Genomic DNA, 19,877 nt, shown 5'->3' with positions numbered 1-19,877 from the left:
TCCGTTAGAATGTTAAAGTTACGCAGGATTCAGGATCCCAGCTTAAAAATACCTTGTCATCCCATGTAGGCAGACCTTTGTTGAAACGATCCACATTAGGCAGAGTGGTAATAACAACTTTTCCTGAATTCAGTTTTACATGATAAATGGAAATATCACCCATATAGGCAATTTCTGTTACTATACCTGTGGTGTAATTATCCTTAAGAAGCTTACCGTCCTCATCTACAGGCTGAGTCTTTTCGATGTAAATTTTTTCAGGTCTGATTGCAACAGTAACCTCCATTCCGTCATCAAGGTCGACATCAAGATCCAGATGAATGTCATGCTCCAGATCCTTACACCTGATAATTGACCCCACTTCTGGACCGGAGGTAACCAGAGTGGACTCAAACATATTCACAGATCCAATGAACTCAGCTGCGAAACAGCAGTTAGGATTTTCGTAAATCTGTCTTGGAGAACCAACCTGAATAAACTCACCCCTGTTCATTATGGCTATACGTTCAGCCATAGTCATAGCTTCTTCCTGATCATGAGTTACCATAATACAGGTTACGCCCACACTTTCGATGATATTAACAAGTTCCAGACGCATCTGTTCCCTAAGTTTTTTATCCAGAGCCCCCATCGGTTCATCCAGAAGCAGAAGCTTTGGCTGTTTTGCGAGTGAGCGAGCAAGAGCTACACGCTGACGCTGACCGCCGGAAAGCTGATTAGGTTTTCTGTTGACATACTCTTCCATATGAACAAGCTTCAGCATTTTGTCCACACGTTCTTCAATAACCTTTTTAGGAAGCTTTTCCTGCTTTAGGCCGAATGCAATGTTCTGACCGACAGTCATATGAGGGAATAATGCATATGACTGAAACATCATGTTCAGGTGGCGTTTATACGGAGGAACACCGATAATATCCTCTCCATCCAGCAGAATACTTCCGCTGGTAGGATTTTCAAAACCGGCAATCATGCGTAACAATGTCGATTTTCCGCATCCTGACGAACCGAGCAAAGCAAAAATCTCTCCCTCATATATGGTCAGATCCACATTGTCCACGGCAATGTTGTCACCATACTTTTTGGTGATATTCTTGATCTCCAAAAGCGGACGACGTACTTTCTTTACAGGTTCACGGTTTTTATTAGCCTGAGCTTTATCATTTGCCGCAACCTTTTCATTACCATTAACCAACTCAGCCAAAATATATTCTCCATAAAAAAGAGAATTAAGAGAGCATGCCCCCTTAATTCACTGCGTAAACATTCGGTGCCCTGTGAAAACCGGACACCGACAATCTCAAAAAAACTACCAAAATACTAACTGGCCTTCACACGGTTCCAAATTTTGGTCATTTCCTTATTGATATTGCGAGGGTGAACTTCAGGAACCCACATTTTCTTTAACTGTTCTTCAGGAATGAAAATGTTCGGATTATTTCTGACCTTATCAATAACCATTGGAGCCCCTGCCTTATTTGCATTGTCATATGAAACATATGAAGAGTTCTTGGCCGCAATATCAGGACGCATAATAAAATTCATAAATTTATACGCGTTTTCAACATGTTCTGCATCCTTAGGAATTGCAAACATGTCATAAAACATTAAAGCACCTTCACGTGGCACAAGATATTCAATCTCCACTCCGTTCTGAGCTTCGACAGCTCTATCGGCAGCCTGAAGCACATCACCAGACCAGCCCAAAGTTATGCAGATATCACCGTTGGCCAAATCGTTGATATTCTGAGATGAATGGAAATAAGTAACATTCGGACGCATCTTGATGAGAAGTTCTTCAGCCTTCTTATAGTCAGCCAGATTGGTTGAATTAGGATTCAGCCCAAGATAGTTAAGCGCTGTAGGAATCACCTCGGTCGGCGCATTTAAAACAGCTACACCGCAATCCTTCAGCTTTGAAAGAATTTCTGGCTTGAAAATAACATCCCAGGTCTTCATGTCAAAGTCTTTTCCAAGACGTTCCTCAATCATTTTTTTGTTGTATGCAATACCTGCAGTGCCAACAAAGTACGGAATACCATGGGCGTTGTCAGGATCAAGCTTGGCAATAAAGCTCAACTGTACCGGATCTATGTTGGCCAGATTAGGAAGCTTAGACTTATCCAGTTCAAGATAAACCCCAGCCTTCTGCTGTCTTGCCATAAAATCAAGTCCTGGAGCAACAATGTCGTAACCGGTTTTTCCAGAAAGAATCTTGGCATCAAGCACTTCATTGCTGTCGAACACGTCATATACTACCTTGATACCGGTTTCCTTTTCAAACATAGGAATAATTTCCGGATCAATATAGTCACTCCAATTGTAGATGTTAAGAATCTTTTCTTCTTCAGCAGCTGCTGAATTCAGACTACTCATAACGCTAACTGCAGCCACGGCGACTGCTGCTAAAGTTTTTTTAAACATCTCATAAATCCTTACATTAAAAAGGTTCATACAAAAAACCACTCCGAAGAGTATTTTACAAGACTGGAGGTTATCCAACCGGTCGAGTTAATTGTAATGTAAATTGATTAAAATTTCGCAAATTTTTATCATTTTTACATTATTTTTTTTCAGCTTTGGAATCACCGTTATCAGGTACTGGTTTTACCTTGTCAGTCACCTTAGCTGAAACTTCCATACTTTCTGCCTTCTGCTGTTTTTCAGGAGTTTTGACGGATCCACCCCGTCGTTTATCTGATTTATTCTTCAACAGCTCGTAGGCCTTAGTATAAGAAATATAAAACTGAGAAATATTTTTTACATACTTCACTGTTTCTATCGCATTATGCTTAACAGCAATCTTTTCCACATTATTAAACCATACATTTCCTTTCAGACCGGCATCCTGAGCTTCCTTCCTGTATCTTGTAATTCTTGATGGTCCGCTGTTGTAGGAAGCCAGTGCGAAAAGAAGTCTGTCGCTGTTACTGATATCTTCGTCACTGAAGAAATTATCAATCATGTAACGCATGTATTTGGTACCTGCATGAACATTGTTGTCAAGATCAGTAACACTGCTGAGATTTATATACCATTCACTTGCCGTGCTTGGCAAAACCTGCATAATGCCAACGGCTCCGCGACTTGAAACCACAGCCTGATTCAGAGTTGATTCCTGATATGCCTGAGCCATCAGCAGTTTCCAGTCAAGATTGTACTTCTCCCCGTATTTCTTGAATATGGTGATAAATTTTTCAAGATCTTTCGGTGTTATTCCCAACCATTCCCTTCTTTTTGCATAATGAGACTCATAAACCGGTGAAGTTCTCATATAACGGTCATAAATAGGTGTGCCCTCTTTTGTACCGTCACGATTTTCCCTTAAAAAAAGATTTATGGCTTTATACAGCTCAGGGGAATCGTGTCTTATCGCCCAGACTAATGTGGAATTAACTTTAATTGGAATATCTGTAGCAAAAGTAACGTTCTTAAACAGGCGCCTCCACACCACAAGCTTAGAATTATTAATTACGGTGGACTTGATTTCACCTTTATCCACCATATCCACCAAATCGGCATCCGTCAGGTATTCATCAGCATACACAATCTTTGCCGGTGGAAGTTCCAATGCTTTCAGATAAACATTAACGTTTTTAAGACTTTCAGCATAGCTGGAACTCTTTCTCACCATAAAGTACCGGTTTGAAAAGTCTTTGAGTTCTTTAATAGGCGGCTGGTTCTTTGCAACAACGGCGATCTCTTCAACCCACAGTTTTTCCGGAATTGTAAAATCGACATATCGTTTCAGATTATTTGTTGCCTGAAGACCAACGGCAATATCCCCATAACCTTCTGAAATATATTTTACGACCTCATCCTGTCTGACAGGCACAAAATAAAATTTAAGATGCTTAGCCTCTGGATACTTTTCAGACAGGAACTTCTTGAATTTTTGAAAAAGGGCAACATAGAGCCCGTCAGGATTGCCTTTATTGATAAAAAAACCAACCTGATCATAAGCTACAATCACCCTTAATGATTTCTGTTCCATCATTAAGGAAAGGTCGCCAAGTCTTTGCTGTGGCTTTCCTTCATCCATCAGTACCCCGTAAGCATTACCCTGCAGGATGAACAGAAAAAGAAGACAGATGAGAAATCTCATAAAAGTGAATTTAAACATACCGGCATATCTTCTAGAACGTAGATAAATATCCCTGTCGTGTTCACTGTCAGAGAACGTTATGCAGGTTTAACCCGCATCTGGAAAATGATGTTTTCAGCTGTGCATGAAAACTCAATTCTGACTTTTTTGGTCAGAACTCCGGCTTTTTCCTGATCCTCGGTAGTGATCACTGCTGATTCACATATTGATTTCGCCTCCTCAACATAGTGATTATAGGTCTTGTCAACGACATCACTTTCTCCGTGCAGTTCACACTCAAAAACACAATCATTATCATTTATGACGGTGCCTATTTCCATTGCGCAGCCACATTCGTTGCCACAGTCTTTTAAAATATCGTCTGCCATTTCAGTCAGGCTCCTTATTTTTATTATCTGAAAAACTTTGTCTGATACCATCAGTTTATTCACATAAGATCATACTAACATAAAAAGAAATCATAATAATAAAGCTAAGGGATCGTAAAAACAGTTTTGCGAATAAACTCCTAAATTACAAAAAAACGTATGATAAAAAAATCTTTTATCAACAAAGATCACATTTAATATAAATACATGGAATTTAAAAAAGAACAAAACGACTACAAATATCTCTTTTTCGGTATATTTCCGTGTAAACTAATCTCTCCAGCTTATACTCTTCTATCTTCTATATTCCCTACACTGATTATTCAGAATAATGTAAAAAATTAAATTTACATTTGACATATCTAATGATCATTCATAAAATATAGTAAACAGATAGGAATTATCCTATTAGATAAATATCCAATGCATAACAAAGCGGAAATACCGATAAAACAACTAAACAATAAGGTGGAAGAAACATGAATTTTAATACTGCTCTTCTACATGCAGGTGAAGACAGGAAAGAAGCCAAGGGAGCCACTCTGCCTCCGGTGTATCAGACCAGTGCCTTCCAGCATCAGTCCGCCGAAGAACTGGCTGCAATTTTTGCCAGAAAAAAACCAGGGTATAACTACACCCGCACCGGCAATCCGACGGTTACCATTTTTGAAAACAAAATTACAAAAATTGAAAAAGGGCTGGCATCTGTAGCAACAGCATCAGGTATGGCGGCTATTGCAAACGTGATTTTTACCTTAACAAATTCAGGCGATGAAATTGTAGCGAGCAATGGTCTGTACGGCGGTACCTATTATTTCTTCAAGGACATCGCTTCTCTGGGCATTAAAACTCATTTCGCTTCCGTAAACGATTATGACGGCATTGAACAGCAAATCAATGAAAAAACCAGACTTATTTACGTGGAAAGCATAGCCAACCCAGGACTTGAAGTCGCAGACATTGAAGAACTGGCGCAAATTGCCAGAAAGCATCAGATACCTTTGGTTGTGGACAACACCATTGCAACCCCGTACCTGCTGAATCCTCTTGAACATGGTGCCAATATCGTCATCAATTCATCATCAAAATACATTAATGGCAGTGGTTCCGCCATCAGCGGAGTTATTACCGACGGTGGCAATTTTGACTGGAAACAGTTCAAAAACAGCAGCTTTGACGATTACCTTATTTTCGGGAAACTGGCATTTATAGCAAAGCTGAGAAACAGCTTTGCCAGAGACATGGGAGCGTGCCTTGCCCCTCAGAATGCATTTCTAAATATTCTTGGACTTGAAACCCTTGGATTGAGAATGCAGAAAGCATGCAGTAATGCGTTAAAACTTGCAGAATGGTTTAAGGAAAATCATCCTGAAGTAGTTGTGAATTACCCGGGTCTCAGTGACTGTCCCTGTCACGAAACAGCGGACAAAATTTTAAACAAAGGCTACGGCGCTATTCTAACCATACGCGTCGGCAGCTGGCAGAGAGCCTTTGCTCTTATGAATAATCTTAAACTGGTATTCATCATTTCAAATATCGGTGATACCAAAACTCTTATTATTCATCCTGCCTCAACCATTGCCCTGCACAACACCCAGCAGGAAAGAGAACAATCAGGAATTTATGATGATCTTTTACGTATAAGCGTCGGCATTGAAGACGTGGAAGATCTTATTGAAGATTTTAAACAGGCTTATGAAAAGGCCATAGAAGCAGAAAGTCAGACAAAGTAAAAACCGGACTACAAAAACTATATCAAACCGGAAACCGGAAAGCAGAGACTGTATGCACAACAGCAATAACTATTAAGGAGAATATAATCATGAGTGATATTACTGCTGATCTTGAACTTGATGTTACCGACAGGGTATGCCCTCACACCTTCGTTAAAACCAAGGTATACCTTGATGAACTTGACGAAGGCCAGATTCTTTCAGTAAGACTTAATGATGGTGAGCCGGTTCAGAACGTACCAAGATCCCTTAAAGATGAGGGGCATCAGATCTTAAGACTTGATGACAACAACGATGGTACCTTTACCTTGTATGTAAAAAAGGTAGGCGACTAGCTGCAAACATAGAGTATTTACTTTTATCGTTGGCCAGACGATAAACACAAACAATTTTTAAAATTAATTAGGAGATAATGATGCAGATTACCGTTGCAGGTGAAAAAACTGAAGTGAAAGAAGGCCTTACCGTCGGAGAATTACTTGAAATTAAACAGGTAGAAACTCCCGAATATGTGACTGTTTCACTTAATGATGATTTTCTTGAAAGAGAAAAAAGAGACGCTGTTGTTTTAAAGGAAGGTGACGTTGTAGAATTCATTTATTTCATGGGAGGTGGCGCATGCCTTTAAGCGATGAACAAATAGAACGCTATTCTCGTCATATTCTTCTGAAGGAAATAGGTGTTAAGGGACAGAACAAACTTCTCAAGGCCAAGGTTCTCATTATTGGCGCCGGCGGTCTTGGATGTCCATCTGCTCTATACCTTGCTGCTGCAGGTGTTGGAACAATAGGAATTGCTGACGCTGACGTAGTCGATCTATCAAACCTTCAGAGACAGATTGCCCATACAACAGCAGACATCGGTAAATATAAGGTTGATTCAGTAAAGGAATCCATCAACGCCATTAATCCTGACGTTAAAGTGGTTACATATAAAGAATTTCTCGACTCTTCAAATATCAGAGAAATTATCAGAGAATACGACTTCGTTCTCGACGGAACCGATAACTTTGCTGCAAAATTCCTAATCAATGATGCCTGTGTAATGGAAAAGAAACCATTCTCTCATGCAGGTATTCTGAGATTTAACGGACAGTTGATGACCTACGTTCCGGGACAGGGACCTTGCTACAGATGCGTATTCAAGGAAATGCCTCCTAAAGATGCTATTCCTACCTGCAAGCAGGCCGGTGTTATCGGTGCAATGGCTGGTGTTATCGGCAGTCTACAGGCTATGGAAGCTGTTAAGTTCATTACCGGAACAGGTAAACTTCTTACCGGAGCTCTGCTCACCTATAACGGAATCAATCAGGATTTCCACAAGGTTAAGCTGCCTCCGTGCAACGGCAAGTGTGCGGTTTGCGGGAACAACCCGACCATAACTGAGCTGGTTGATTACGAACAGCCTACCTGTGAACTTAAACTTTAACACCTTCACATCAGGATACATTCAGTACGGAATTGTTTTTTCATAGAGTTCCGTATTGATTTGTATCAGCTGGATACAGCATTTCAAATAAATCAGATTTCTTCAGTAAAATATATCCTTTTTAATAAAAAAAACACAGCTATCAAGGAGATAACAATGATTACTCTGACCAAAAATGATTACCAAAGTATTCTTAATCATGCTCAGAAAGAATTGCCCAATGAAGCCTGTGGTTTAATAGCAGGAACTATTGACGAGCAGGGAAATAAAATAATTAAAAAAGTTTATCTGCTCACAAATATTGATCACTCCAATGAACACTTTTCAATTGATCCTAAAGAGCATTTGGAAGCAATTAAGGACATGAGAAACAATAAAATATCACCATTGGGAAACTGGCATTCTCATCCTGAATCACCTTCAAGACCTTCAGAAGAGGATAAACGTCTTGCATATGATCCCGGTGCTTCTTACATGATTCTATCCCTGCAGGATCGCGACAATCCTGTACTTAACTCTTTTAAGATTGTTAACGGAACTTCTGATAAGGAAGAATTAAAAATTACGAACTAACAGTCCGACCTAATTTCACAGAGAAGAAATCATCGGTTTCCCCCGTTTTTCTTCTCTGTTTTCTAGTTGTTCCATTCATAAAATTTCTATTTTGAAATTTCTGCTGTTTTAGCATTTATGTCTGAATTAACGACCTCGTATTAGACAATATAAAAAAATCTACTTATCCTATTGACAAAGTATGATTTAATACATATCATATATTTCACATCGTTTCGGTATGATAATAAATCAAAACAAATTATTTCACAACTACAACAACAAAATACCATAAGTAAACGATAGCAAAACAACTAAACAGTAGCAGCAGACTACGAATTAAAGATATGAACTGATAAGGAGAATTTTTCATGTCAATAACTCTGATAATTCCCACAACTCTGCGTAATTACATTGGAAAACAAACTGAAATTCAACTTGATGGCAGCAACGTAAAAGAAATTTTGGAAGACCTGTTATCTCAGTTTCCTGATGCCAAAAAAATTATCGAAGATGACAACGGCAATGTTCGTCCGTTTCTTAATTTCTTCGTAAATTCAACAAACATTAAACAGTTAAACGGTCTTGAAACATCTCTAAAGGAAGGAGATCAAATTTATCTTGTACCGTCAATAGCCGGTGGTTCAGGAGTTAACGATGACAATCCGGGAATACACAAAGAAACACCGACTGAAAAAAGGGAACCAGTAATCAAAACAATTGATGGCGTATCTCTCGACAACGATGAAATTCTCAGATACAGCCGTCATCTGCTGCTTAAAGAAATAGGAGTAAAAGGTCAGAAGAGATTAAAGTCAGCCAAAGTACTGATAGCCGGCCTGGGCGGTCTGGGTGCACCTCTGGCACAGTACCTTGCTGCTGCAGGAGTCGGAACTATCGGTCTGGCTGATTTTGATGAAGTTGATGCTACCAATCTTCAGAGACAGGTAATTCACGGTACACGTGATATCGGAAGACCTAAGGTAGCATCAGCTCGAGACAGCATAAGAGCAATTAATCCTAAAGTTAAAGTAAACATTCATCAGACACAGCTGACTTCAGAAAACATTCTGGAGATTATTAAGGATTATGACATTGTTGCCGATGCAACCGATAACTATGTATCGAGATACCTGATAAGTGATGCCTGCGTACTGGCAGGAAAACCGGATGTGTTTGGTGCTGTACTTCAGTTTGAGGGACAGGTTACGGTTTTTGATCCTAATAATGGTCCTTGCTATCGTTGTGTTTATCCATCACCTCCTCCCGCAGGATTAGTACCTACCTGCTCATTAGGTGGCATTTTGGGAGTTCTGGTGGGTATTATCGGCAGCTGTCAGGCGGCAGAAGTAATAAAACTCATTGTCGGCACCGGTGATGCTCTCATCGGAAAACTTCTGGTGATCGACGCATGGCATTGGAAATTCACGGTTTTGGATATTCCTAAAGATCATGCATGTCCTATTTGCGGTGACAACCCGACAATAACGGATGTGCAGGAAGTTGACTATCAGGAACTCTGCGGTCTGGTTACACATGAAAAGGAAGAAGAACAGGTTACAGGAATTGCTGCAAAAGATCTGAAAGCAAGACTGGATAGAGGAGACAAGATCAATCTGGTTGATGTGAGAGAACCGCATGAAAGAGCAATTGTTAAATTTCCTGGAGCCGTAGTAATTCCTATAGGACAGCTGGCAAGAAGACAGAACGAACTGAATTCTGAAAACGACACTGTTTTTATATGTAAGGAAGGTAAACGGAGTATTCTTGCCATAAATACTCTGAAAGAAGCAGGATACAAGGGTAAATGCTTCAACCTTATAAATGGTATCAACGAATGGGCTAGAACCATTGATACCAGTATGGCCGTGTATTAAACATTATTTAATTATAAAGTTTAATTTCTTTTCCTTATATTCATTTGGAGATTTTTGAAATGACAGATACTACCAACAATCCTCTTAATGCTTTATCGCTTGAAGCTGCTCGTAACCTAGCGGATGTAACAAAGACCAGACCACAATTCGGTTCAATTACTCCTAGATGGCTCCCATCCCTTCTCGAATTCAAGGGTATCAACAACGGTGTATTCAGAGTAAACAAAGTTGTTGAAGGCGCTACTCCACTGGATGTTTTATGCAGCCAGACCAAGAAGAGTGACATCATTCCTCAGGGCTTTATCGATTATGAGCTTCAGCCTAGAGAATACCAGCTCAACTCTATTTCAACCATTCTTAATGTTAACACCACAGCTGATGATCTTTTCAGCAGTCCATATGACCAGACAAGAGAACAGCTTGCCCTGGCTATTGAAAGCTTACGTGAACGTCAGGAAAGCCAGTTAATCAACAACGATGACTACGGTTTATTAAAGAATGTTGCTGACAGCCAGAGAATTCAGCCTAGAAGCAGTTCAGGTGCTCCAACTCCTGATGATTTCGATGAATTAATCAGCAAGGTGTGGAAGGAACCTTCATTCTTCTTAGCTCATCCTCGCGCCATCGCAGCTTTTGGCAGAGAATGCACCAAGCGTGGCGTGCCACCTGCAACCGTAAATATTAACGGCGGCACCTTCCTTACCTGGAGAGGTATCCCTATCGTTCCTTCAAACAAGCTTCTTGTTGACGGCTTAAAGGAACCTAAGAGCCAGAGTGGCAAGACCAACATTCTGTTAATCAGAACCGGCGAAGCAAAGCGTGGTGTAATCGGTTTGTTCCAGCAGGGTTTAAAACACGAAAACGCTCGTGGTCTTTCTGTTCGTTTCCGTGGTATTGATGATAAGGGTGTTGCCTCTTACTTACTTTCTATCTACTGCTCTGCAGCTATTCTTGCTGATGATGCCATTGCCGTTCTTGAAGATGTGGAAGTAGGTGAATACCATGACTACGAATAACAACCCGCTCGGGTTCGGTTTTCCAAGCGAGGAGGATATTCTGAAGCTCATCACGGACATTCCGTCTGAAAGATGTGCTCAGCGTATTCACCAGGCTGAAGAAGCCGCCCGTGGCAATTACAACATAACGGACGCTTCCGGTGCACTGCAGGGTGATGCTGAAACTCTGCTTGCATCTGCGAATGTCCCAACAGATATCGATTCATCGCAAAATGATTATCAAAGTCTCGCAGACAGGGTTATTGACGAAGCTATCAACGCATCTTTGTCAGCAGGAACCCCTTATGTGCCAGGTAATGAATTAAATCGTGCAAATAATGAATCAAAGTTTCTGGTAGAAGAAAGTAGCGGTTATTCTCCTGTAGTTGTTTCTGCCGCACAGGCAGACGACTATCATTCAGTCCGCAACAATGATTCAAATCATTCTTCTACCAGCTTTTTAACAAACAAATCAGGTGTTACTGTAGGCGGCAGAAGTATTGAATCAATCCGAAATGATTTCCCTATTCTTGAAGAAAGAGTTAACGGACATCAGTTGGTTTGGTTTGATAACGGAGCTACCACTCAGAGACCGGAAGCTGTAATCAGCAGAATAGATCATTACTATCGTCATGAGAACTCCAATGTTCATCGTGCGGCTCATGAACTGGCTGCAAGATCTACTGACGCATATGAAAACGCCAGACAGACTGTTGCCGACTTCATAGGGGCACCGTCAAAAGATAACATTGTTTGGGTAAGAGGAACCACTGAAGGCATTAATCTGGTTGCCCAATCATATGTCCGTCCGTTGCTCAGACCAGGTGACGAAATTATCGTATCTATTCTGGAACATCATGCGAACATAGTACCATGGCAGCTGGTTGCTCAGGCTACAGGTGCGGTTATAAAGGTTATACCTATCAATGCATCAGGAGATTTAGACCTGAAGGCATACGCATCCCTGTTTACTCCAAGAACACGCTTTGTGTCTGTAACTCAGGTGTCAAATACTTTGGGAACAATCACTCCGGTTGAAGAACTGGTTCAGATTGCTCACTCTCACAGTGTTCCTATCATGATTGACGGAGCTCAGTCCATTGCTCATCTGCCTGTAAATGTATCAGCCTCAGGAGCTGACTTCTTTGTGTTCTCAGGACACAAGGTTTATGGTCCTAACGGTATCGGTGCAGTATACGGACGCAAGGAATTATGGGAAGAAGCTCAGCCATATCACGGCGGTGGCAATATGATTCGAGACGTAACCTTCGAACGCACCATCTACAATCAGGCACCAAACAAGTTTGAAGCAGGTACAGGCAGTATTGCCGATGCCGTCGGACTTGGAGCGGCTCTTGATTACCTATCAGGTATTGGTATGCATGAAGTGGCACGTTATGAACATGAACTCACCACATATGCCGTGAAAGAACTGTCTAAAGTTAAAGGACTCACTCTTGTAGGTCGTCCGCTGAACAAATCAGGCGTTTTATCGTTTGTACTTGACGGACATTCTATTTCAGAGGTCGGTAGTTACCTGAACAGTTATGGTATTGCCGTTCGTGCCGGTCATCACTGTGCTCAGCCAGTGCTCAGACACTTAGGCTACGAAGGGACAGTAAGACCAGTATTAGGACTCTACAATACTCCTGAAGAAATAGATTATCTGGTTAAAACTTTATACGCCATCAGATAACACTGGATGACAGGAAACAACGGTCATTGCCGGAATTTTTCTACAATGGCCGTTTTTTGCCACTTTTGGATTAATTTTAATCTGTAAATCATTCGTAAAAAGGACTTACGGAGGGATTTAATATGACAGCCTTAGTTACCCACAAAATACTGACTATTGAGGAAAACATCCTCAATATTGCAACAGAAATCGTAAATGATTATTCCCACAAGAGACATGTGGATACGACCGGAGATGTTTTTAATCTGCTGGATCGAAATGTTATATTTGACTGCATCCTGGACTTAATAAGCATTATCTATCCAGGATACTATAAAACCAATGATTATAAGATATATAATCTTGGCACCTCTGTATCGCTTCTACTTGAAAATATCCTGTATCATCTTAGCCGTCAGATTGCAATTGCCTTAAATGAAGACGAAAACAATCACGGAATAAGTCCGGAGCTTATTCAGGAAAAATCATATAACATAGCTCTTCATTTTCTTGAGAAGATACCTGAAATACGCTCAAAAATTAATGATGATATCGATGCGGCAATGCAGGGAGATCCGGCAGCATTCAACGTTGGAGAAATAATCGTAACCTATCCGGTGGTCTATGCCATCACCATATACAGACTGGCTCATGAACTGTATAAAGCCGGAGTGCCTTTGATTCCAAGATGCATGAGCGAATATGCTCACAGTAAAACAGGCATAGATATTCATCCCGGAGCAGAAATTGGCAGGTTCTTCTTCATCGATCACGGCACGGGTGTTGTTATAGGTCAATCAACAATCATAGGGAACAATGTAAAAATCTATCAGGGAGTTACCCTTGGAGCAGTGTCAACCCATAATGTTGAAAAACTTAGAACAGCCAAACGTCATCCGACTATCGAAGACAACGTAACCATATACTCCAATGCCTCAATACTTGGAGGAAACACTGTTATCGGACACCACTCCGTAATCGGCGGAAATACATTCATAACCAAATCTATTCCTCCATACACCAGAGTATGCGCTAAGAATCAGGAACTTACAATTTCTGAATTAAAACAGGAAAACAAAAAAAGCCCCACAGAAGAGTGTTGGTATTACACAATCTAATGTCACTGTATAAATTTCAAAAAACCTCGTTATCCGCTATAAAGCAATAACGAGGTTTCTTTATCCATAGGCTAACACCACGCCAGAACAGCACCACAGACTAAATTTGCCAGTGCCGCAGCAATAGATGTTTTTTTCAGCATTGGATCAAGCTCTCTGCCGGTATGCTCAGGATGAATGCAGTACACGGAAGCAATGGCTATAGGAATAAGTGAAATCCATGCAGACAGTCCGGTCATGGAACCGTCACTGAAATGATAAATCAGACAGATCAGCGCAGAAATCAAGGCACTTAAAATGAGCAAAGCATGATAAATCTTCCCCCCTTTAAGCCCCATCATGACAACAAGCGAACGCTTACCGTTTACTCTGTCACTTTCATAATCACGCAGATTATTAACGTTTAAAACAAGAGTAGCCATAAATCCGGCAGTAATCCCCCATAGAATACTTTCCATCGAAATATTTCCAGAGAGCATAAAGCTGCTACCCATTACCGCCACAAGTCCGAAAAATATAAAAACGGAAATGTCACCAAGGCCTTTGTAGCCATACACCAGTCCAACTGTATAAGTAATTGCTGCTATTACGGAAAGAGCTCCCAGCAGTACAAATACTGCAATGTTCACATAGTCTGTTCCAAAAGCCAGGAACAGGGAGGCCGTTCCCGTTATCAAGGCCATTACCGTTACTGCGACAATCCCCTTTTTCATTTCAGACATGGTCATATCCCCATTCTGAAGCGCCCTTCTCGGTCCTATTCTGTTATCAGAATCAACTCCTGATACGGCATCACCGTAATCATTGGCAAAATTGGATAAAATCTGAAGCAGTACGGCTGTCATTACAATCAGAATAAAGAGAATCAGCGACATTGCGGAAATACCGCTCTTTGATACCCCCATAAAGCATCCTGCAAGAACAGCTGAAAGTGATAACGGTAATGTTCTGAGTCTTGCCGCAACTACCCACTTTTTTATATTCATTTTCTTAACCTTGCAACAGACCGGATACAGTTATCCACCATATCCGGTCTTAAGTTCTCATTAAATGATTTCTGTATTACGAAATTCTTGGTATCAGTTCACCTATAATGGCGCGACTTTCATTGATTTCCACAATTCGTACCTGAACTTTCTGTCCCAGACGGATTACCTTCTTCTCTCCGTCAAGAATTACTACTCCAAGACTATTGTTTCCTTCAATGCGCTTTTTGTCATTACAGATCATGCTGGTCGGAACAAACACTCTGGCACCGTTATCCAGCAGCATTGCCTTAATACCACCTCTTGATACATCCATTACCTCAGCTTCGAAAACAGTTTTGTTAATATGAGGCTTCAGATAATCCATATAGAGCCAATCCTTTACCTGACGCTCTGCAGCACGATTGCTCTTTTTTGAAAGATTCATGCTCTCAATAACCTCATCACTCGGGATACGAGGCTTCTCAGTATTGGTAATGGCAGACTTAATCAGACGATGGTTAATCATGTCCCCATACTTTCTGATTGGAGAGGTCCAGGTCGCATAATAATCAAGTCCCATACCGAAATGAGGACCAGGAACAGGAGACATCTCAGCAAAAGCCGTGCACTTGTGAATTCTGGCATCAAGATATGCTGATTCAGAATCGTAAAGCCATCTCTTCAGTTTGCAGTAACCTGTCATGGTTTCAATCTGTTCAATGTCGTCTATTGGGTAACCGTTCTCTTCCAGAACCTCATTAACATCGGCAATCTTTTCATGATCAAGACCGCTGTGGGTATTAAAAATACCGGCGTTGAAGTGCTCAGCCAGAAATCTTCCTGCACAGGTATTGGCAAGAATCATTGCTTCTTCAACAATTCCGTTTGCCACCCTCTTGTGAACAACTTTGATTTCTTTCAGACCGCCGTTTTCATTCAGAACGAACTCATATTCAGGTTTATCTTTGAATACACAGGCATTGGTCTTACGATAATTGTATCTGACTCTGCTGAAATCCCTAAGCATATCGATCTGTTCCCGGATAACAGGTGAAGGACTGAATGAGGTCTCTTTTCCTTCAAGCAGGTCAGAAACTTCATCGTATACCAGTTTTCCGTGTGATTTGATTGTCGCCATCATGAAGTCGATTTTCTGATCGCAGCTGCCGTCTGCACTGATATTGAATTTACCAACCAGAGCAAATCGTTCTTCATTTTCTCTCAATGAACACAGATCATCACTCAATGTTCTGGTAAGCATTGGAATGTCACGCCCAGGAAGATATATTGAAAAAGCTCTTCTGGCGGCATAACTGTCGAGCTCATCATCTTCATGAATATATCCGGTAGGATCGGCTATGGCTACCCACAGGCACCAGCCACCATTCTGTAAAGATTCAATATACAGAGCGTCATCCATATCCTGAGTCTTTGCAGAGTCAATGGTCACAAAAGGCTTATCAGTCAGGTCAACTCTAGGTAACGATTCATCTTTGTATTCGTATGAAGGCAGATCTTCAGGGGCACTCTTTGGCAAATCAAGCCCGCGGAGAACAACCCACCAAGGAGTCTGTTCATCATTGGCATGTACTATAAACTCAATTACTTCAGCCATATGACCGTTTCTGTTTCCTTCAGATAAGGCATGCTTTGTTAAAACCGCAATAACCCAGTCTCCCTCACGCAGTGTTACCCCGTCAGGGACATGGTTTACGGCATTGATGTTAAAATTGATGCAGGGATGATCAGGCACTACAGTAAGCTTACCATTCACGTAAGCAACTCTGGCAACGAATCTTGACAGGAAAGGTTCTATCAGAGTTATTCTTTCAACTCTTGATTTCTCACCCTGGTATACCACGTAACCACTGATTTTATCTCCGTGCATAAGGTTTTTCATTTCCTTAGGAGGTATAAAGAAACTTTCACGGGATTCACTTTCTAGAAAACCGAAGCCTCGGTCATTAGCCTTAACAACCCCCTGTTCCATTGTCGAATTGGCGTCGGCAGATATCTTAACTTTTTGGATATTCTGTCGTATTCTGTGCTCTCTGTGTTCTTTATTTTCTGAGCGGACTTTTACTTTGGCGGTATCTTCTTCAACGTATTCGCCACGTGATTTTTTTTCATCAATGCTTTTCTGCTTCAGTTGCATCAATATTGGATTGTCTTTTAATAGCATGTACCAAACCTATTCATTAATTGAAGATATCGTGTTCTGAATATCAAATACTTGACATCAGCTATCTCGTCGGTAGTTATCCCACGACTGATAATATTCTTTATTTTTTTGTCTTTCAGAGGGTATAATTTTATCATATTTCGGAAAACAGTTATCTAACTTTATGATAGGCCGAAGATTTTTATTTCCTATTGAACCTACAAACAATTATCGACTATTCTGATTGAATATTTCTTCTATTAACGTATTAAAATAAAAATAACCATATCATGGATATGGTTATTTCATTCTTTAATGTATGGTACTACTAAGTAATCAAGACTTTGAATTTGTAATTCCGGAGTGTCTCAATAAAGGTTCAACTGAAGGTTTGCGACCTCTGAAACTGATAAAGAGATCCATAAAGTCCTTTGAACCGCCGTTACTTAAAATAGTTCTCACGAAGTCATTACCTACTTTAGGATTCAGAATCCCTTCCTCCTCAAAGCGGCTGAAAGCATCTGCTGACAATACTTCCGCCCATTTGTAGCTGTAATACCCTGCTGAATATCCGCCTGCAAATATGTGTGTAAAACTGTTCTGGAAACGATTGAAATCAGCAACAGGTATCACGCAAACATCCTTTCTCACTTCCTCTATAAGTTCCTGAGCCGGCTTACCTATCTTATATTCCAGATAGCTTCTGAAATCATAAATAGAGAATTCAAGCTGTCTCAGCATAGCCATGGCGGAATGGTAATTCTTTGAAGCAATCAGCTTATCCAGAAGATTCTGAGGCAGAGGTTCATGAGTATCAACATGCCCCGAGATCATGTTCAGAACTTCAGGTTGCCAGGTAAAGTTTTCCATAAACTGACTAGGAAGTTCTACCGCATCCCAAGGAACTCTGTTAATACCTGACACCTGACCGATATCAACGGTTGTCAGCATATGATGCAGAGCATGTCCGAATTCATGGAACAGAGTCTCAACCTCATCATGATTGAGAAGGGCCGGTTTATCGCCTATCGGAGGCATGAAATTAGCGACAATATAGGCAATAGGAAGCTGCAGAGTACCATCTGCTCTATAACGGCGATCGGCACAGTCATTCATCCACGCTCCGCCTCTCTTGTTTTTTCTAGCATAGAGATCCATGTAGAAGCCGCCAATCAGCTCACCGTTACGGTAAATATCATGATAAACGACGTCCGGGTGCCATACGGCAACACCGAAATGAGGTCTCACTTCTACACCGAAAATGCGATAAACAAGGGAGAATAGCCCGTTTACAACCTTGGTCAGAGGGAAATAAGGACGAATCTGTTCATCAGTTATGGAATATCTCTCCTGCTTTAACTTTTCACTGAAGTAGCTTATATCCCATGGTTCCAGCTCATATATAACACCAAGCTTTTTGGCATAATCACGGATTTCCTGTATTTCCCTTTTACCCTGTTCCTTTGAATGATCTACAAGGCTGTACAGAAAATTCATAACTTCTTCAGGAGACTTTGCCATTTTCTTAGCAAGTGACAGATGTGCTGCTGACGGATAACCTAAAAGTTCGGCCTGTTTGTCAGCTAAAGCAAGTTCCTCTTCAATAATATCGGTATTATCATATTTACCTGCTGTAGGCCCGAGTTCTGAGGCTCTGGTAACGTAGGCACGGTACATCTCCTCACGCAGGGCACGGTGATCGGCATACTGCATTACAGGAATGTATGAAGGATACTGAAGAGTCAGCACATAACCATCAAGATTTCGGTTTTCAGCCTCCTGTCTGGCTAAAGCCTTGGCACTTTCAGGAAGACCGCTCAGTTCCTTTTCATCAGTTATGTGCTTTATGTATGAATTGGTCGCATCAAGCACATTGTTGCTGAATTTTGAGGAAAGTTCTGACAATTTGGCTTCTATTTCGCCGAAAAGAACTTTTTCATCTTCAGGAAGAGAAATACCGCATAATTCAAAATCCTTCAGTTCCTCTTCTATTGCTTTCTGCTGTGCTCCGCTCAGCAGAGAAAATGAATCAGAATTCTTAAGTCTGAGATATGCGTGATACAAATCCTCATTCTGTCCGAGCCATGTATAAAACTCAGATACTTCAGGTAAAAGTTCATCATGAGCCTGACGTAACTCATCACTGTTTACCACACCATTTAAATGACCTACCACTCCCCACGCTCTTGACAGCTGATCCAGAGATTCTTCAATAGGTTTCACCAGACTATCCCAGGTAGGCTCGTTTTCTTCATCGGAATTGATATCGGTAATGTAAATCACCGTATCTCTGCATTTGTCAATCAGCTGTCTTATTGCCGGACGGATATCTGAAACATTTATTTTGTCGAAGTCCGGTAACAGCTTCATATTCAATAATGGATTTGCCATAAATTCCTCGTATACCAATATTAATTTATCTCAAGCTGATTATATCAAAAAACTTCCCCCACTCATGCTTTAACATCATGTCATGCTGTTATTTATCAAATTTTTATATGGCTTTTAATCGAGGGAAACTGCTGTTTGGTCTATATTCGGAACTTAAAGCATTTTTCCGAGTCCCTGACTAAAGCTTCCACATAACAGACAATATGAAACGACCTCCACGAAAGAATGTAAAAACGTGGATTTACCGTGTAAACTGTAGATGTTTGTAAACAGATACGGATTTACCGCAAACATTAAATGAAGGTCGTTATGAATAAGATAATATATATTGGAATGGATGTCCACTCTTCTAACTTTACTTTGTGCTCTTTTGAACCGGGTTACGGCATGACCGAGGATAAGATATTCGGTCAGGTGCAGTTTAAAGAAGACTTAATAAAAAACACCGAAAAGTATATCAACAATCTGAAATCACAGAGAAAAGACATCGATATTGTATGTGGTTACGA

At 40.8% G+C, this 19,877-nt stretch carries 17 protein-coding genes; 10 read left to right on the top strand and 7 right to left on the bottom strand.

Features of this window, described 5'->3' with window-relative positions; all coding sequences use genetic code 11:
• Positions 1–4: 4 nt before the first annotated feature.
• From potA to BMY80_RS08065, 4 genes are all read right to left on the bottom strand, one after another.
• Positions 5–1,192: a polyamine ABC transporter ATP-binding protein gene (gene potA / locus BMY80_RS08080; protein ID WP_093142653.1), complete on the bottom strand. Its 1,188-nt coding sequence runs from the start codon at positions 1,190–1,192 to the stop codon at positions 5–7.
• 125 nt (positions 1,193–1,317) lie between these two features.
• Positions 1,318–2,421: a polyamine ABC transporter substrate-binding protein gene (locus BMY80_RS08075; protein ID WP_084155377.1), complete on the bottom strand. Its 1,104-nt coding sequence runs from the start codon at positions 2,419–2,421 to the stop codon at positions 1,318–1,320.
• A gap of 139 nt (positions 2,422–2,560) precedes the next feature.
• Positions 2,561–4,120, bottom strand: a complete 1,560-nt coding sequence (locus BMY80_RS08070; RefSeq protein ID WP_093142642.1) for an MltF family protein — start codon at positions 4,118–4,120, stop codon at positions 2,561–2,563.
• Positions 4,121–4,179: 59 nt separating this feature from the next.
• Positions 4,180–4,470 (bottom strand): DUF406 family protein, encoded by a 291-nt coding sequence (locus BMY80_RS08065; protein WP_177178538.1) that lies wholly within the window; start codon positions 4,468–4,470, stop codon positions 4,180–4,182.
• A 479-nt stretch (positions 4,471–4,949) separates the two neighbouring features.
• Here BMY80_RS08065 and BMY80_RS08060 point away from each other — a divergent pair, with 479 nt between their 5' ends.
• The 9 genes from BMY80_RS08060 (at position 4,950) to epsC (ending at position 13,848) form a co-directional block, all read left to right on the top strand.
• Positions 4,950–6,203, top strand: coding sequence for an O-acetylhomoserine aminocarboxypropyltransferase/cysteine synthase family protein (locus tag BMY80_RS08060; protein ID WP_031578496.1), 1,254 nt, complete (start codon positions 4,950–4,952; stop codon positions 6,201–6,203).
• 89 nt (positions 6,204–6,292) lie between these two features.
• Positions 6,293–6,538 carry a sulfurtransferase TusA family protein gene (locus BMY80_RS08055; RefSeq protein ID WP_031578495.1) on the top strand — a complete coding sequence of 82 codons (246 nt, stop codon included), beginning with the start codon at positions 6,293–6,295 and terminating at the stop codon, positions 6,536–6,538.
• 77 nt (positions 6,539–6,615) lie between these two features.
• Complete coding sequence (gene thiS / locus BMY80_RS08050; protein WP_198020400.1) at positions 6,616–6,831, top strand: sulfur carrier protein ThiS; 216 nt, start codon at positions 6,616–6,618, stop codon at positions 6,829–6,831.
• A complete protein-coding gene (locus tag BMY80_RS08045; protein ID WP_093142637.1) occupies positions 6,822–7,631 on the top strand; it encodes a HesA/MoeB/ThiF family protein in 810 nt (269 codons plus the stop codon). Before thiS ends, BMY80_RS08045 begins: the two co-directional genes overlap by 10 nt.
• A gap of 156 nt (positions 7,632–7,787) precedes the next feature.
• Positions 7,788–8,204: a M67 family metallopeptidase gene (locus BMY80_RS08040; protein WP_093142634.1), complete on the top strand. Its 417-nt coding sequence runs from the start codon at positions 7,788–7,790 to the stop codon at positions 8,202–8,204.
• A gap of 350 nt (positions 8,205–8,554) precedes the next feature.
• On the top strand, positions 8,555–10,060 hold the full coding sequence (moeB, locus tag BMY80_RS08035; protein WP_093142632.1) for a molybdopterin-synthase adenylyltransferase MoeB: 1,506 nt from the start codon (positions 8,555–8,557) through the stop codon (positions 10,058–10,060).
• A 59-nt stretch (positions 10,061–10,119) separates the two neighbouring features.
• Entirely contained in the window at positions 10,120–11,076 is a 957-nt protein-coding gene (locus tag BMY80_RS08030) for a family 2A encapsulin nanocompartment shell protein (protein WP_031578490.1), read from the top strand.
• Positions 11,063–12,751 (top strand): cysteine desulfurase, encoded by a 1,689-nt coding sequence (locus BMY80_RS08025; RefSeq protein WP_084155375.1) that lies wholly within the window; start codon positions 11,063–11,065, stop codon positions 12,749–12,751. Before BMY80_RS08030 ends, BMY80_RS08025 begins: the two co-directional genes overlap by 14 nt.
• A 122-nt stretch (positions 12,752–12,873) precedes the next feature.
• Complete coding sequence (gene epsC / locus BMY80_RS08020) at positions 12,874–13,848, top strand: serine O-acetyltransferase EpsC (RefSeq protein WP_093142629.1); 975 nt, start codon at positions 12,874–12,876, stop codon at positions 13,846–13,848.
• 71 nt (positions 13,849–13,919) lie between these two features.
• Here the strand turns inward: epsC and menA are convergent, their stop codons facing one another.
• The 3 genes from menA to BMY80_RS08005 all read right to left on the bottom strand — a co-directional run bounded on the left by menA (position 13,920) and on the right by BMY80_RS08005 (position 19,368).
• On the bottom strand, positions 13,920–14,834 hold the full coding sequence (menA, locus tag BMY80_RS08015) for a 1,4-dihydroxy-2-naphthoate octaprenyltransferase (RefSeq protein WP_093142627.1): 915 nt from the start codon (positions 14,832–14,834) through the stop codon (positions 13,920–13,922).
• A 76-nt stretch (positions 14,835–14,910) separates the two neighbouring features.
• Positions 14,911–16,998, bottom strand: coding sequence for an exoribonuclease II (locus BMY80_RS08010; RefSeq protein WP_031578486.1), 2,088 nt, complete (start codon positions 16,996–16,998; stop codon positions 14,911–14,913).
• Between the two features lie 315 nt (positions 16,999–17,313).
• Entirely contained in the window at positions 17,314–19,368 is a 2,055-nt protein-coding gene (locus BMY80_RS08005; RefSeq protein WP_031578485.1) for a M3 family metallopeptidase, read from the bottom strand.
• Between the two features lie 309 nt (positions 19,369–19,677).
• On the opposite strand from BMY80_RS08005, the gene BMY80_RS08000 reads away from it, so the two are divergent.
• The coding region (locus BMY80_RS08000) for a hypothetical protein (RefSeq protein ID WP_218140343.1) at positions 19,678–19,877 on the top strand (200 nt) is incomplete at its 3' end.

The organism is Ruminobacter amylophilus (genome assembly GCF_900115655.1).
Taxonomy (GTDB): domain Bacteria; phylum Pseudomonadota; class Gammaproteobacteria; order Enterobacterales; family Succinivibrionaceae; genus Ruminobacter; species Ruminobacter amylophilus.
This window is presented reverse-complemented; position numbering and strand designations above follow the sequence as displayed.